The 16,265-nt window shown below is 38.1% G+C and carries 12 protein-coding genes; 3 read left to right on the top strand and 9 right to left on the bottom strand.

Annotation, left to right across the window (positions count from 1 at the left end; all coding sequences use genetic code 11):
• Positions 1-142: 142 nt before the first annotated feature.
• From AC0L7T_RS13940 to AC0L7T_RS13905, 8 genes are all read right to left on the bottom strand, one after another.
• A complete protein-coding gene (locus tag AC0L7T_RS13940) occupies positions 143-3,313 on the bottom strand; it encodes a type I restriction endonuclease subunit R (RefSeq protein ID WP_473343269.1) in 3,171 nt (1,056 codons plus the stop codon).
• A complete protein-coding gene (locus AC0L7T_RS13935) occupies positions 3,310-3,822 on the bottom strand; it encodes an ATP-binding protein (protein ID WP_473343268.1) in 513 nt (170 codons plus the stop codon). Before AC0L7T_RS13935 ends, AC0L7T_RS13940 begins: the two co-directional genes overlap by 4 nt.
• A gap of 30 nt (positions 3,823-3,852) precedes the next feature.
• Complete coding sequence (locus tag AC0L7T_RS13930) at positions 3,853-4,203, bottom strand: four helix bundle protein (protein WP_473343267.1); 351 nt, start codon at positions 4,201-4,203, stop codon at positions 3,853-3,855.
• 98 nt (positions 4,204-4,301) lie between these two features.
• Positions 4,302-4,946 (bottom strand): DUF4276 family protein, encoded by a 645-nt coding sequence (locus AC0L7T_RS13925; RefSeq protein ID WP_473343266.1) that lies wholly within the window; start codon positions 4,944-4,946, stop codon positions 4,302-4,304.
• Positions 4,946-6,034, bottom strand: coding sequence for an AAA family ATPase (locus tag AC0L7T_RS13920; RefSeq protein WP_473343265.1), 1,089 nt, complete (start codon positions 6,032-6,034; stop codon positions 4,946-4,948). The genes AC0L7T_RS13925 and AC0L7T_RS13920 overlap by 1 nt, the downstream gene beginning before the upstream one ends.
• 33 nt (positions 6,035-6,067) lie before the next feature.
• Complete coding sequence (locus tag AC0L7T_RS13915) at positions 6,068-7,462, bottom strand: restriction endonuclease subunit S (protein ID WP_473343264.1); 1,395 nt, start codon at positions 7,460-7,462, stop codon at positions 6,068-6,070.
• The gene (locus tag AC0L7T_RS13910; RefSeq protein ID WP_473343263.1) at positions 7,455-9,593 is read right to left on the bottom strand and encodes an N-6 DNA methylase; all 2,139 of its coding nucleotides are present in this window, start codon (positions 9,591-9,593) and stop codon (positions 7,455-7,457) included. Before AC0L7T_RS13910 ends, AC0L7T_RS13915 begins: the two co-directional genes overlap by 8 nt.
• A 552-nt stretch (positions 9,594-10,145) precedes the next feature.
• On the bottom strand, positions 10,146-10,526 hold the full coding sequence (locus AC0L7T_RS13905) for a hypothetical protein (RefSeq protein WP_473343262.1): 381 nt from the start codon (positions 10,524-10,526) through the stop codon (positions 10,146-10,148).
• 362 nt (positions 10,527-10,888) lie between these two features.
• On the opposite strand from AC0L7T_RS13905, the gene AC0L7T_RS13900 reads away from it, so the two are divergent.
• Both AC0L7T_RS13900 and AC0L7T_RS13895 read left to right on the top strand, forming a co-directional pair.
• The gene (locus AC0L7T_RS13900) at positions 10,889-11,785 is read left to right on the top strand and encodes a hypothetical protein (protein ID WP_473343261.1); all 897 of its coding nucleotides are present in this window, start codon (positions 10,889-10,891) and stop codon (positions 11,783-11,785) included.
• A gap of 945 nt (positions 11,786-12,730) precedes the next feature.
• A complete protein-coding gene (locus AC0L7T_RS13895; RefSeq protein ID WP_473343260.1) occupies positions 12,731-12,889 on the top strand; it encodes a hypothetical protein in 159 nt (52 codons plus the stop codon).
• Positions 12,890-13,146: 257 nt separating this feature from the next.
• Here AC0L7T_RS13895 and AC0L7T_RS13890 read toward each other — a convergent pair whose 3' ends face one another.
• Positions 13,147-14,283 carry a sialidase family protein gene (locus AC0L7T_RS13890; protein ID WP_473343259.1) on the bottom strand — a complete coding sequence of 379 codons (1,137 nt, stop codon included), beginning with the start codon at positions 14,281-14,283 and terminating at the stop codon, positions 13,147-13,149.
• A 685-nt stretch (positions 14,284-14,968) separates the two neighbouring features.
• On the opposite strand from AC0L7T_RS13890, the gene AC0L7T_RS13885 reads away from it, so the two are divergent.
• Entirely contained in the window at positions 14,969-16,219 is a 1,251-nt protein-coding gene (locus AC0L7T_RS13885; protein WP_473343258.1) for a porin family protein, read from the top strand.
• Positions 16,220-16,265 lie beyond the last annotated feature (46 nt).

Below are 16,265 nucleotides of genomic sequence, written 5' to 3'. Positions count from 1 at the left end.
ACTACTAAGTTAACAGATGATCAATTGAAGGAATTTCTTGGCTTATGATATTTGAGATTGTTTTTACTACTGAAGCAATGGAAGACAATTGTTAAAATGAACCCCGTAAACTGTTCTTAACTTCACAATACCCAAAATTTACTCACATCTGATACTTCTTAAAGTTCTCGGCTTGCTCAAAAATCTCTTTATACACCTCATCCCTGTCCACAGGAGGATAATCATTTTCGGCCAATAATATTATCAGGTCTACTTTCAATTCGGCCTTGATGTCGTCCCGCTTGCTCCAATCTGTGTATTTTGCTTTGTCATCTACCACATCTTTTACCAACTGCGCCAAGTGAATCAACTTGTCCTCAGGATAAACAAAGTCATACTTTACCGCCAATTCTTTCAGTATATCATAAAAAGCCTTTTCCTCGAAATCTATCCCTAATTCTGCATAAGAATCTTTCTCCTTTTTCATGGCATAATACAGGTCTATGATTTCGTTGGTAAAGTCTTCCAATACTTCACTTTGAAGCACATCAGCTTCTTTGCGTTCATTGTATTTCTCCACCAAATGCTGCATCTTTTTAGAGAAATCGACGCCTTTTACCTTATTGATCTGCTTAAACTCATCTATGGCTTTCGCCAAAAGCTTTTGCAGCAATTTGATCTTTGTATGAGGCAATTTGATTTTATCGATCTTGGCCAGGTAATCAGCTTCAAAAATATCCACCTGCTTTTTATCATCTTCTCCAAGCTTGAAGATCTCCTCTACGCCTTCACTTAAAATGGCCTCATGAATCATCTCTCGAACTTTGGCATTCATCTGATCGGTATCGGGAACCTCGCCTTTGGTCAATTTAAATACGATGGACCTGACCGCTATAAAAAAATGAATCTTATCTTTCTCAGCATTGCTAAAGGCCGCACTACCTGAGCAAATATCATAGGCTGCCTTCATACGTTTCACTAAATTCATAAAGCGCTTTTCCAATTGCTTGGTCAACTGCACAAATTCAGCGGCCATATTGAGCGTATTTAATTGCTCCAATGGAGAACCATTGAAGTAATTGCTGTAGTCAAATTTATGAAATATAGCTTCCAATAAATCCATATGGTCTTTCACCACTACAATGGACTGCTCAATATCCTCGAAGTTTTGGCTATCCATCGTGGAGTATTGCTTCAGCGCCAGGTTCATCTGCTTTTTGATTCCTATGTAATCCACCACCAGGCCTTTTGACTTTCCTTCAAACTTCCGGTTAACCCTGGAAATCGTCTGAATCAAACTGTGTTCCTGTATGGGTTTGTCTATGTACATGGTATCCAAAAAAGGCACATCAAAACCCGTCAACCACATGTCCACCACAATGGCTATCTTGAAGTTACTCTTGGCATTTTTAAACTGCCGGTCCAATTCCTTTCTGTATTCCTGAGTCCCCAAAGTATCCCACAGCTCTTTCACATCATCCTTGCTCCGAGTCATCACCATATTTACCCGAGCCATGGGCTTAAGTTCTCTCTGATCTTTTTCAGTCAACTCCACGCCCTGTTCTGCTACCAAAACCTCCGCCCAAGCAGGTCTCAAGCCAATAATTTCCTGATAAAGCATATAGGCAATCTCACGGGTGCTACAAACAAACATCGCTTTACCAAGAAGAGTACTTCCTTCTTCTACTCTAGTTTCGTAGTGATTTACAAAATCCTTTGCAATGGCTTCAATTCGTCCGGGATCTCCCAAAATCGTTCGCATCTGGCTGATCTGGCGCTTGCTTTCATCGATCTGGTATTCATTCGCTCCTTCTTTAGCGACCTTGTTGTAATAGGCCTCTATTTCCTGAAGCTTATGGTTTTCAAGCAATACTTTCGCCGCCCTCCCTTCATAGACTATCCTAACTGTAATCTCATCCATTACCGATTCGGTCATGGTATAGGTATCTACTATATCCCCAAAAACATCCATAGTAGCATCTATTGGTGTGCCGGTAAACCCCACATAAGTGGCATTGGGCAAGGAATCGTGTAGATGCTTCGCAAAACCAAAGCTCTTCTTCACTCCTTGATCCGTAACACGGACTTTCTGATCCAGATTTGTCTGGCTACGGTGGGCCTCGTCTGAAATACAAATCACATTGCTCCGCTCCGTAAGCAATTCGGTATCCTCATTGAACTTGTGAATTGTGGTTAGAAAAACTCCTCCGGAGTTTCTTCCCTTTAGTTCCTCCCTGAGATCAGCCCTACTTACTACCGACTTGATCACATTGTCTCCTATGAAGTCCTTGGCATTGGTAAATTGTGCACTTAATTGATCGTCCAGGTCCATGCGGTCCGTAATCAGCACAATGGTAGGACTAGCAAAATCCACACTCTTCATCAGTAAACGGGTAAGGAACAGCATGGTAAAGCTCTTCCCACATCCTGTGGCTCCAAAGTAAGTTCCGCCCTTGCCGTCCCCATGAGGAAGCTGATGCTGTTTGATGTTCTCAAAAAGTTTGGTAGCCGCATAATACTGAGGATAACGACAGAGGATCTTCTCATCCTTCCTGGAACTATCCGGTAGATAAATGAAATTATGAACAATGTCACAAAATCGGTGCTTGTCCAACATACCCTGGATCAACGTGTACATGGAGTCTATCCCATGCACTTTGGTAGAAAGTCCGGACTGTGGATCGATTTCTTTATCCAAACCTGCGATCTTCCTCCAGGAATAGAAGAACTCATAAGGAGCAAAGAAACTCCCCGCCTTGGTATTCACACCGTCACCGATAACGCAAAAGGCATTGTACTTGAATAGGTCTGGAATATCTCGTTCGTATCTAGTAGTCAACTGAACATAGGCGGAATGCAAGAAAGCTTCCTCCCTTATGGCTGACTTAAACTCAAAAACCACTAGTGGTAAGCCATTTACATAGAGTATCCCATCTGGAATTCGCTTTTCAAACCCTTGAATTTCAAGCTGATTGACGATTTTAAATATGTTTTTCTCAGGTTCGGCGTAATTGATCAAAGAGATAAATATATCTTTCTTGTTATGATCTTCCCGCTTAAGCAGAAAACCATCACGAACCCAATTCATTACCGTTTTATTGCTCTCATAGAGATCAGAGGCTGGTAGTTTTTCCAATTCACGAATGATCCCAAAGATTTCCGCAGGAGTAATCTTTTGCGCTGCATAAGAATCCTGTAGAAAAGCCTGCAAATCATCACGTAACAACACCTCTTCCTTTCCACGTACAAGCGCATCCCCTTGCACATAAGGATAACCCTGCGCTTCTAAAAGCGAGATAAAGGCCTGTTCAAGTTGGGATTCAGTGAATTTCATTTGGTGTAAATTATTTTCCAATGACCTGTTGTTTCTCCTTCTCTTTCTATAAATTCTTTCTTCTTAAGTGCATCTGTATGTTTTTGAACAGCTGATTCATTAATTCTTAATTTTTCAGCTAACCCTTTCCTAGATATTGTAGGATTTGAAACAATAAGTTCAAATACCTCTCTTTGTCTTGCTGTCAAATTATCTACTTGACCACCTACTTGACCACCTGCTCGACCACCTACTTGACCACCATCTGGTTTAAATAAAGTCACTTGAACACCTCCGTCTTTTTCTATAATCTCGGGTTCCGGTAGCTCGGCTTCTGCACAAGCACTAATAATCCTCAACGTTCCTCTTCCCCAAGCATCGATATAGCCTGATTTAAAGCAAGCATCGGCAATTTTCGGATTCCTAGGTCGGGAATTATGCTCCTCTTTTAGACTTGAAACCCAGGAGACTCCCCTTCGCTTTAAAAGCGAGATAAAGGCCTGTTCAAGTTGGGATTCGGTAAACTTCATTTGTAATGGTTAATTATAAATGTTCAATGGTTAATGGGCTTTTGCAGATTTTAATATGGCTGTGATGATTTTGATTATTTCGACTGCATCTGAGTTCATACTTTCAAATTGGTCTAAGGTCAAATAATCTGTTTTATGCAGTAATTCAAGCCAGTAAATGGTTTCGTTTATTTCTTTTTGGGCAATGCCCATTTTATGTTTAAAACCGTTCTTTGTTTCTGCATGTTCAGCTTCTCGAACCATTGCTCCTACCGAAGTTCCACTTTTCAGCAGTTGTTTTGAAAGCACATACTCTTTTTTTTGATCACATAGAAACTGATAAATCCTAACCACTCTAATCGCAAACCCAAAACTTTTATCCTTTACAACATTCTCTCTCATATCGTTAACCATTAATAATTAACCATTAACAATTAATCTATATCCCTGCGCTTCCAAAAGCGAGATAAAGGCTTGTTCAAGTTGAGATTCGGTGAATTTCATTCAGATAATTTATTCACGATTTTACCAATCCATTCTGCGAATCTTGGACATTTTTTAAGCATTCGCTCTATTCCAAGCATGTCAAAAATAAGTTCACCATCTCCTGTTTTGTCGTAGCCGAAAATTTTGATTAGCCTCTTTGATGGCGCAGTCTGCGGGCTATTATTAATGTCTTCAGGATTGTCGTAACTTTCTAAGATTTGATCAATTTGTTCTAATTTTTCTTGATCATCAATCACTAAATCAAAGCCATCTCGACCAGAAAACATCAAAGCTTCCAACTCATGCCTTTGGATATATGGTATGAAATCTGGGTTATCTTCAAAATCCTCATGTATAGCACGTTCAATTTGCTCAATCCTATTAGAATCAAAAGTATGCTTAGGGAAGTCAGTTGGTAATCTAAAAAAATCTATAAGTGTAGTAATAATTACATTCTGTTGTCTAAAAGTTCGATCAACTTCATTTCTGAATTTTGAATATTCAGTGACTCCTCCTTTTTTATGCTGCTTTCTATTTGTAGTAATAGTTTGAGCATGCATGGAATTTGTAAATCCTAACCCAATCAAGTAAGGGACAATTATTTTTTCAACCAATATAATTTCAGTGTTACCTTCAACAATAAATACTAATCTCTTCATCAGATACTATAAGGTTGTGCTCCTAACTTATTTTGCCCCCATAGATCTCCTAAAGTGTATTCTTCCAACCAAGCGGAAAGCTCTTCATTTCTTAACCTCCGAAAGGCTGATCCATTTTCCTCACGGTCTGTAACAATTATGTCCTCAGGTTCGAAATTATCAATTAGATTGGTGGATTGGGTTGATATTATTACTTGTGCTTTTTCTGAAACTTTACGCACCATGGCAGCCAGTTTATTGATCGCAACAGGATGTAATCCCAATTCTGGCTCATCAATTATTATTGTACCTGGCGGATTCGGCTGCATCAATAATGCGGTTAAGCAAATAAAACGTAGCGTTCCGTCAGAGAGGTGATATGCGTTGAAATAGTTTTCTGGATACCCCTTTTCTCGCCATTCCAATTCAATCTTATTTTCATTTAATAAGTTTGGTCCCAAATCAAATCGGTCAAAAAATGGGGCAATTGATCTGACCATTAACTCGATTCTTTTGAAATGCTTTGGCTCTTTTTCTTTTAAATAATAAAGAAATGCTGCTAGGTTAGAACCGTCACGTTTTAGGTAATGATTGTCATTAAGATTGCCCATTCCCTTTATCGGGGAAGTATCGCTAGTGTCGTGGAAATGGTACACATCAAACTCCTTCAATCGATTATTTACGTAGAAGGCTTGGCTTTCTCTTATTTCAGAAAATTTAGATTCCAGAACATTCTTTTCATACTCCTTAGTATACCAGTTTTTTATAGGTTTATATGCAGTATTTACAGACCTTATAAATAAATTGTTATGACCTTCTTCTATTTCTAAAGAAAATTTATTTTCATGACCTCCCTGGCTTTTAAAATATAAATTTATATCAATCACAGGAGTAACCTTCCTTCCAAAGTGAAGCAAACTATCTGGTCCACCCTTTTTCTGAACGTAATTTTGAAAGTTCTGATTGTAAATATTTCTAATCAGGGAAAAAATTGAAATGAAGTTACTTTTCCCAACTCCATTTGCCCCCAAAAGTATATTGATGGGCTTCAGGTCAATTTTTAACGACTTAATGCTTTTGTACCCTTCTATTTCAATTCTAGTAATCATAATGACAAGATAACATTCTTTATAAAATGATTTTCATTTTTGTATTGAAATCTTACTTTCTGTATTTATGGACATTTCACCAACTCTCACCTTCCCACTAATCAATTCCGGCAATAACCTATCTCGAAGTTTAGTGAGGGTTTCAGATTCTTTTTTATTTGAAATCATTTTTGAAATGTTGGATCCTGCTAAATTTTCGAATTTTGATAGTAGTTTATCGCCTGAACAAACTATAAATGATTCAGCAATTGTACTTGAATTAATAGCGGGGTATGCTGCACCATCAGCCAAATGTGCATACCTTTCTATTCTTTCTTCTTGAGTTGTAAACAAATAAGTAAATGCGCGGTATTCTTTTTTTAATGGAGATAGAACAGCAAAGCCAGTACTACCTGTTAATCCATCTTTGCCAACATATGCAAAACTTCTATTACCCGGTCTAACTGTACCGAAAATCGTATCTCCTATTTTTAATATTCGTTTTGCTCTACTTGGTGCTTCTTCATAACTATAAATGGTGGTTTCCAAAATATCACCGTTCTTTGTGTTAGATAAATCTACATAGTTGACTTTTTTGGGTGCATTCTTATTTGTCCAAGAGTTTTTGTTACAAGGGGAAATATTCTCTAACTTCTTCACCTCCCACCCCTCAGGAATCCACTTCCCCAGCGTCTCATTATATCCAAAGGAAGAAGGAAACTCTTTGGCAAGCTTAGGGGATTTTGAGATTAGTTTCTTTGAATGTGGGACTAATGCTCGTTTCTCCGCCATTGCCTGCAATTCCTCGGGAATATCATTGCCTGCTGCCAAGGCATTGTCCATCACCGGATCAAAGTCCACAAACCAGCTTTTAAATAAAGCTTGCGCCATGGCTTCCAGGGTTTGGTTCATCTTCCTGTTTAGCTCAATCTTATCATCTAAGGTGCCTAAAATATGGGCTATGGCTTTTTGTTCGGGTAGAGGGGGAAGATTGATTTTAAAATTCTCAAGCATTCCTTTTGTAAGCGCATTTCTTGTTGCACCAGATGAGGAAAGCGTTAATAAATATGATTTTTGATAAGGTGATAGCAGAAAATACTTCAAATATTCCCAATCAAGATTTTCTTTTTTCGGTCTTATTATTGCAACATGCTGATTTACTCTAGCAGGAATAAATTCTTTTGGAGCAGAACAAACTCTACCAACAGAATCACCAGTAATATTTATTAAAACATCATTTTCCTTAACAATAACGTTTTTTAATTTATTTGCTTGATCCGTATCAATAAAAACAAGTCCATCTTTGCTGAATCTAAAGTCATGAACGTTCTGACTTCTAATGAGGGAAATACCAGAATCCTTATATGCTTCTTTACCACCTCTTGGTGTAGCTCCACTTCCTATTTTCTCACAAACTTTTATGAGATAAAACTCCTTCCACTCACTCATACCCCAAAGCTTTTAAATTCTCCAAAATAGCTTGATCCATATGCTTAGCTTGAGCCATTTGCTCTTTGAGTACAGCCGTCAGCTCCGTCATTTTATCCTCGAAGTGAACCCCATCGTCTTCTTCCTCAGCCACCCCTACATAACGCCCAGGAGTCAGAACGTAGTCGTTGGCTTGGATCTCGGAAAGTGTGGAGGATTTGCAGTAGCCCGGGATGTCTTCGTACCTGTAGTTCCCCTCCTTTCCAAGGAGGGGTGCCTGCAAGGCGGGGTGGTTCTTTTCTAGATCTTCCCGGGGTGCCTGCAAGGCGGGGTGGTTCTTTTCTAAATCTTCCTGCTTTGCCTCCAAGCCATGGTGGTTTTTAAACCAGCCAAACTCCGCTTTAATGGCATTTAAAACTGAGTCTGTATTCTCGAAAACTTCTTTATTCTCGAAACGCAGGACTTTGATACCAAAGGCATTTATAAACAAATCCCGCTCTCGATCATATTCTTCTTGAACCACATTGAAATGTCCCTGCCCATCTAATTCTATGGCCAGTTTTTCTGAAGGACAATAAAAATCCAGTATGTAATTCCCCACACTATGCTGTCTTCTGAATTTTCTACCTTCCAGTTTTTTATTTTGCAGTAGTGTCCACAAGCTGGCTTCAGCCGGAGTTAGGTTGTTTCTAAGTTCTTTTCTGAAGGTTTTTAGGTGGGGAAGGTTGTTTATTTTATAACCACCCCGGCCTTCGGCCACCCCTCCTTGTGAAGGAGGGGAGCTTTGGGCAGATTGGCCTTTGGCCATCTGGTTCGTGCTTGGAGGGACGTGGTTGCGCCAGGTGTGGTAGGTGTTGGCGATTTGGGATATGTCTTCTTTGGTGAGTTCTTTTTGGGTGCGGTCGATCATGGAGCCGAGTTGACGGGCATCTATGAATAGGGTCTCTCCTCTTCTATCGCGGAATTCTTTTGTTGGATCTTCTGGGTGAGGACGTCTTGTTTTGTTTTTAGTTATAAACCAGAGACAAACAGGTATTTGGGTAGTGTAGAACAATTGCCCCGGCAAGGCAATCATACAGTCCACCATGTCTTTTTCGATCAGTTCCCTACGGATATCTCCTTCTCCTGAGGTATTGCTGCTCATAGAGCCATTGGCCAGAACAAAACCTGCTGTTCCATTCTCGGAAAGTTTGCTTAGCATATGCAAAATCCAGGCATAGTTGGCATTACCTGCCGGAGGAGTAGTGAATCCTGCCCAGCGTAAATCATCCTCCAGTTCGCTTTTTTCCCTCCATTGACTTTGGTTGAAGGGAGGATTGGCCATAATGTAATCAGCCTTGAGATCAGGATGCTGATCTTTGAAGAAAGTATCAGCAGGCACATCACCAAGATTGGCAGAAATCCCACGGATAGCCAGATTCATTTTGGCCAATTTATAGGTCACAGCAGTGTATTCCTGTCCATAGATGGAAATATCTCTGGTATTGCCCTGATGGCTCTTGACAAATTGTACAGACTGAACAAACATCCCACCGGAACCGCAAGCTGGATCATAGATCTTTCCTTTGTAGGGTTCCAGCATTTCAGCAATCAGGTTTACAATACTTTTGGGTGTATAGAATTCTCCACCTCCCTTACCTTCAGCAGCAGCAAAGCGACCTAGAAAATACTCGTAAATCCTACCTACCACATCTTCTTCTTCATCACCTACCGTATCGATATTGTTCACCGTATCCAGAAGGGCAGCCAATTTGCTGGGATCCAGATTCAGTCGGGAAAAGTAATTGTCCGGTAAAGCACCTTTCAATGAAGGATTGTTTTTCTCTATGGTATGCAAGGCGGTATCTACTATCAGTGCGATATCATCCTGCTTAGAATGTCCGATCACATGCGACCAACGGCTTTCGGGAGCGAGAAAGAAGACATTCTTCATATTGTAGAATTCCCTCATCTCAAGGTATTTCTCCTTACCCTCAGCAATCAATTCAGTCCTACGTTCTTCAAACTTGTCTGAAGCAAACTTCAGGAAGATTAAACCCAGTACTACGTGTTTGTATTCAGAACTTTCTACCGTTCCTCTTAATTTATTGGCTGAATCCCAGAGGGTTTCCTCCATGGATTTTTGATTCTTTTTGGGCTGTTTTTTGGCCATTAATGCAATTAATTATTAAGTAATAGAATATTGATACAATAGCAGACTTTATTACATCAAGCGTTTACCACCGGATTAAAAAAATCTCCGACTTCTTTCTCTTCCCTAAAGATATAAAACTTGGCAAGGATTTAATGCTCTATAGGCATCGTATTCTACCTAAAATCAAAAGTATTTGACAATATACCAGCAAAATCATCATTCAATCAGAAAAAAATGCGGAATCATGTATCAAGTGGGCGATTTTGTCCGGATTGAAGTTTAAAAAAAGCAAAAATGCGAACAAAATCATTAAACATTCAATTACCAATCCAAGGGCTCACCCCAAACCATAAAAACCTCACCATTACAGGGCTGTTATGAAATCTAAAACTAACGCCTAAATTCCGCAGCCAATTTCTTTATTCAGTTGGTTACAATAGAGATAAAACCTTCCAGGTTTCATACACCTAATTTTAACATCAGGCTGATGATCAATAAAACCTGGAAGGTTTCCGGATTTAACGTAATCATTAACAATTAACCATTAACAATTAATAATTGTCAATTGTCCTAAAACTCCTCCCAATCCTTACCATCTAAAAGCCATGCAAGGTTGAAAATGGCCATTTTACCTGAGTAGCCTTTGGGATCTTCGCCTTCTCCTTCAAAGAATAGGTAAATCAATCCTTCGCTTGGGGTACCTGCTCTTCCGACGGTCATGGAGGAATAGGCAAACTTGCCCTCCTCTACCAACTTGTTTACCGGCCAGGTTTTGCCACCATCGAAGCTGGCCCAGACGGTTCCGTGGTTTCTGCCTTCATTGGATACTATATTGCTATAGAGCAACACATCATGCCCTTCGATTGGCAGCCTAATCAAGCATGCCATCAACCCATAATCACCGCTTTGGTCTCCATCAGGTAATTCTTCACTGACGTAAAGGCCTTCCAAGGTCTCTCCCCCATCTTTATTCCTTCGAACCCGATAACTTTCATTTCCTGAAGTGAATAACCCTGTAAAATTACAGAACTCAAGACTGCCATATACACCTTTTGGTTAAGGATTTCAACATTACATCAACTACAACACCTACAAGTCCAACAGTTTTAAAATGAAAGAATATATTATTAAAATCTTTTACCAAGGATGGTGGTAAAATCAACTTATCCGTACAAAGAATTTATTAAATTATTTATCCCATGAATAATTTTGTTTAAATTAAAAAAAATAAAATTCAAATTCATATATTAGAATAAAAAATTATTTTTTTTTAATTTATGAAAACTTAATATTCAAGAAAATATTAATTAGACATGAAAACAATCTATAAAGAATTAATAATTGTCTTTGTATTTCTAAGCCTATCAAGTTGCTTATTTCCTTTTCCACTCTCTTATAATAACTCTAATTTCCCAAACTATATTTTGGGAAATTGGAATTCAGGTGATGATTCGAGTGAACATAAATTGTATCAAGAAAAGGGAGTTTTAAAATATATGTCCAAGGGAACAAGTAATATATGGAAGAATGGAGTAGTATATTTCACCCAAATTAGAAACCCCAATGGAGTTTTTTATGATTTTATAAGTATTAAACTTCCAGATACCGATGAATTTATAATTTTAAAAATAGAAAAATATAAATACGGAGTATCACTATACATGATGAATATGGGATATATTAAAGATAATTATAGTTTTGATATTAATTCAAGATCTTCATTCATATCTTTTATAAAGAGTAATGCTCACAAAAAAGACATTTATTATTCCCATTCCCCTCTTAATTATGAAAAAGTGGATCAAAAAAAAGAAAATAGCAATAATTTGAATAAAACTGTAAAATCGGTTTACGATAAAGGAATGGAACAATACGCTTTAAAAAATTACAATGCAAGTTTTAAATTATTTTATCAATGTGCTAATAATAAAATAGGTGAATGTTATAGACCTTTAGGATTATTGTATGCCTACGGAGTAGGTACTAAATTGGATTTTAAAAAAGGTAAAACTTGGCTAAAAAAAGCAGGTTATAGAATGTGTTACTATTGTTGGGGAGATGGTGATATCGAGTGTGAAAAATGTGAAGGAAGTGGAAGACGTTATTCTTGGTCTAATTATGATATAGGTAGATGCCTTGATAAATGTCGTTATGGTGAAGTTGACTGCCCTATTTGTGATGGTATAGGTGTTTATGATCCTAATGAATAATAATGAATGTTTCGAAATAAAAACATTCATTCTCTAAACTACATCTTTTGTTATTACAGATCAACCACTAAACTTGTGCAATGAAAAGACAGCATGCAGGAGCTTTTCAGTAACCTTTATCTAATAGATTAAGTAAATCAATTTTTAATGGTACCGATGGTATGGTTCTGGTTGCTTATTATTGTTAGACCAAAAAAATTCATTAAACTGAAGGAAGAATCAATCGAAAGAAAAGCTTTTTAATTGCTTGATCGTGTATTTTTTGTTGACTGACATCGACGCATAATAGGCCATATTCATTATTCTTCAGGAGTCAATTAGGAACTTTATTATGTAGTTTCACCCTAGTTTATTAAAACACCTTCCGGCTAACGGGTACTTGCACAATCTTCTTTATTTTTACATGAGAAGGCTAGCAATATTCATTTTATTATCAATGTGCTTCCAGGGTTAATCCACAGTAAACAATAGTTTACTCTTATGGTATGAGACTTATAATTTATTAATGGCAAACGAAGCAATCAAATTCGACGTATTCTATTCAATGTGCAAAAGTTTCTTTGCCTCATAAATCAAATAACTAGAACGAATTACTTTCGTGTACACTATTTTCACCGAAATAGCTATTACAAATAGCTTAATTACATAATGAAAGAGCATGTTTTAAACTTCTGGTTTATCGTAGATATCGGTACGAATATCTGTCAGAACTTTTTTGTAAAAACCTACTTTCTAGAAGGTGAGGATGATCTTAAATTTCAGCTTTTAAGTATACTTACTGAAACCGACTACCAAACCTACGAAAGACAATCTATCCCAGATAATTTTAAAATTGTGTATACAAGTCGAGAAGTACGTGGTATTCCTGTTCACAAGCTAAATTAACTCTTTGAAGGAAATATTGATCAATTCATTCGAATAGCCGAATCATATTTTCCCAAATTATTGAAATTTGATCCTTATGGAGGGAATCATCAGGCCATTCAACAGAAAATATCGGATACCCAACTGTATGTGATGACAACAATTTTTGAAAATGAATATATTGAGCAACGCCCATTTACTACCGGAGAAAATCGGCAATGGCTGGAACAACAAGGATAAGAATAATGTAAATACAATAATTCTATATGAACTAATCCACCTGCTCCCTACCCCCCAAACCATAAAAACCTCACCATTACAGGGGTGTTATGTTATCTAAAAATTAACACCTTAATTCCGCAGCGAATTTCTTAATTCAGCTGGTTCCAATAGAGATAAAACCTTCCAGGTTTCACTCACCTAATTTTAACATCAGGCTGATGATCAATAAAACCTGGAAGGTTTCCGGATTTAATGGAATCATTAACAATTAACCATTAATAATTATTCAAAAACGACTCCCAATCTTTCCCATCCGTAAGCCAGGCAAGGTTGAAAATGGCCATTTTACCTGAGTAACCTTTAGGGTCTTCGCCTTCTCCTTCAAAGAATAGGTAAATCAATCCTTCGCTTGGAGTACCGGCCCTTCCGGCTGTCATGGAGGAATAGGCAAACTTGCCTTCTTCTACCAGTTTGTTTACCGGCCAGGTTTTGCCACCATCGAAGCTGGCCCAGACGGTTCCGTGGTTTCTGCCTTCATTGGATACTATATTGCTATAGAGCAACACATCATGCCCTTCGATTGGCAGTCTAATTAAGCCTGCCATCAATCCATAATCCCCACTTTGGTCTCCATCAGGCAATTCTTCACTTACGTATAGGCCTTCCCAGGTCTCTCCCCCATCTGTACTGTGCGCAATATGTCTCATTCTTGGGTTTAAGCCATCGGTGGACAAGTGCCTGCGGGAATTGTAGTAGATCGTTCCATCGGAAAGTTCTGTCAGCGTGGCTTCACCGGTTCCATTGGCAGGGAAAGGGGCGCTTGTGTGCCAGGTTTTCCCTGCATCATCACTATAAATGGCATTGGTATAATGGTTGGGCCAAAACTCCTTGTTGTTTCCGCCATCATAATTGCGGGTTGCCCGAATCAATCTGCCTTTCTTTTCACCGAATTCTAAGGTAATGCCATGTTCATTCATGTGCATGGAAGGAACATTTCCATTCTTGTCTCCTATTATACTCGTTTCTTCAGCTGCCCATGTTTTCCCATTGTCTTTGCTCCTGTACATTTTAAAAGGGGAAATGGGATGACCTTCTTCTACAAATGCCAAAATATCTCCACTGTTCTCATCCACGATGACTCCTCCTCCTTGAAAACCGGGCTCGGCTATCGTAATTATTGGGTCCCAGCTTTTTCCTCCATCCTCACTCCTACGTACCTGGTAACTTTTATTTCCCCAGGTGGCTACAATAGAACCATCCTTAGCGGTCACCACATTGGGAAATCGCTCCCCTGCAAAAATCTCACTTAACTCAAAAACCTCCTTGCCATCGTTCCAAAATTCATTTTTGGGTTTTTGATTGGCACAGGAACCTATAATAAAAAGCAATGCGATAAATACAGATTGTCTCACTAGAATAAATTTTATTGGTACAAATTAAGAGATCAAAATAGGTAATAGTCAATTTTAATAGTAGCCTTTGGCTAAGCATTAGCCGTCTGCATTTGTTATCCAAAGGATTTTGAGTCTACTACACTCAACTGAATATCAATAATAACCATAATCTCTTTATTTTTTATACAGAGAAGAGAATAATATAAATACTGATTAAGAAACAGTACATAACTCATTAAAAAATAGCAACTTAAAGGGTTTTACCTTTTATGTTAATTCAAGCTGTTTCACCAAAAACATTCATTTTGCATCTTTTGAATAGGCTTGTTGAATATAAAGATAGGTCTAAATACAGTCGCTATTAAACCCGAAATAGGGAATAGAAAATCTATTACGTGCTGAAATCGATTCAAAATACCCAATCGTTGCTAATTTCAATTCTACCTGCCGGAAGACAGGTTCACCATAGCGGTGCTATGCTGAAATTTCTAAACAGCCTGATTTTCTTGCGATTACAACACTTCCCTTAAACACGGAAAATCCCATTACATAATCCGGGTTAAAGAAATAACGAAATGTTTGGGATGCTTTAAAGGCGATATCGAAAACTAAAATCCCTTTATTTTTGAAGGGATTAGAAAGACATTAACCAAATTTGTCTTTATATTTGGGTTTTATAAAACACGTTAACAATTTTTATTCGATGAAATTTATTTTTGCTTTTGTATTTTTTGTATTGATTTTTAACGAGGCAGTATCACAGGAAAAATACTTACCTGGCTATGTAAAGACCTTAGAAGGGGACAGCATACCTGGACTTATAGACTATAGAAACTGGGATAACAACCCGAAAACTGTATTCTTCAAACAGAAGGGACAGGACAGCATAAAAGTTTACAAGCCCTTGGACATCGCCGAATTTGGGGTATTGGATGAAATCTATGTGGGGGCTGCAGTGGAAAAGGAAGTTACTAAGAATACGGTCTATGTACACAGTGAATCTTCCGCCTTACAGGTGAGAATGGATACAATATTCTTACAGACTTTGGTATTGGGGGAAAAGTCCTTGCTAGGAATGAAGTCTTCTGGCAAGGAGAACTATTATATCAAAGAGGGCAACAGCTATACCCTTCTGAAATACAAGTGGTACCTTGTAGAACAAAACGGGAAGGAGCTCAAAGCAGAAAACGAAACCTACAAGCGTCAACTGGCTTCCTATTTGGGTGATTGTTTGTACATGACTGCCACACTTGAAGGTGCCAGTTATGACAGCAAAAGTTTGGAAAGCATTTTTATGAAGTATTATGAATGTAAGGATGGACTGCCCGCATTTAAAAAAGTTAGAGAGAAAGTAATTGCCGAGTTAGGTATTGTGACAGGAGTATCTTCAACATCACTTTCATTTAGTAGTAGCCAAATTTTTGACATTCTAAGGATTAATTTTCCAAGCAATTACAGTGTAGTCGCAGGTGTTTTTGTTGATTTTATACTACCTAGAAATGATCGAAAATGGTCTATTTATAATGAGTTATTTTACTCTAATTATACTGTAAGTGGAAGCTTTCAAGACATCACCAATGAAAATCACTATAGAAATGTAGAAGGCGAGTTGGGTCATGGTTACCTTAAAGTAAATAATATGGTGCGCTTTAGGTATCCTTTGGGAAGTTTTAAAGTTTTTGCCAATGGAGGATTATCAAATGGATATGCCTTGAGTGAAACCAACAAAAAAACCACTGTAAATAAATTCCATACTTCAGAAACCATTGAGGAAGGCAAGTTATTGGATAAAACACGTCGCTATGAGCAAGGACTAATACTAGGTTTAGGAGCCATACAAGGACGCCTGTCTAGTGAATTCCGCTATGAGAGAGGTAACGGGATGTCTGACTACATTTTTTTGGGTGTACGGACGCATCGTTTTTTTCTTCTGCTCAATTATCGGTTCAATTAAATGGGCTTTTGGCCGTTTGATGAATGGGAAAAACAATAGATGATGG

This window comes from Cyclobacterium sp. 10D3-21, assembly GCF_055809755.1.
This window is presented reverse-complemented; position numbering and strand designations above follow the sequence as displayed.

What these genes read in the sequence shown, in the direction of transcription:
- AC0L7T_RS13940 (WP_473343269.1), bottom strand. Translation starts at nt 3,313, where the DNA reads ATGAAATTCACTGAATCCCAACTTGAACAGGCCTTTATCTCGCTTTTA.
- AC0L7T_RS13930 (WP_473343267.1), bottom strand. Translation starts at nt 4,203, where the DNA reads ATGAGAGAGAATGTTGTAAAGGATAAAAGTTTTGGGTTTGCGATTAGA.
- AC0L7T_RS13900 (WP_473343261.1), top strand. Translation starts at nt 10,889, where the DNA reads ATGAAAACAATCTATAAAGAATTAATAATTGTCTTTGTATTTCTAAGC.
- AC0L7T_RS13935 (WP_473343268.1), bottom strand. Translation starts at nt 3,822, where the DNA reads ATGAAGTTTACCGAATCCCAACTTGAACAGGCCTTTATCTCGCTTTTA.
- AC0L7T_RS13925 (WP_473343266.1), bottom strand. Translation starts at nt 4,946, where the DNA reads ATGAAGAGATTAGTATTTATTGTTGAAGGTAACACTGAAATTATATTG.
- AC0L7T_RS13920 (WP_473343265.1), bottom strand. Translation starts at nt 6,034, where the DNA reads ATGATTACTAGAATTGAAATAGAAGGGTACAAAAGCATTAAGTCGTTA.
- AC0L7T_RS13910 (WP_473343263.1), bottom strand. Translation starts at nt 9,593, where the DNA reads ATGGCCAAAAAACAGCCCAAAAAGAATCAAAAATCCATGGAGGAAACC.
- AC0L7T_RS13885 (WP_473343258.1), top strand. Translation starts at nt 14,969, where the DNA reads ATGAAATTTATTTTTGCTTTTGTATTTTTTGTATTGATTTTTAACGAG.
- AC0L7T_RS13915 (WP_473343264.1), bottom strand. Translation starts at nt 7,462, where the DNA reads ATGAGTGAGTGGAAGGAGTTTTATCTCATAAAAGTTTGTGAGAAAATA.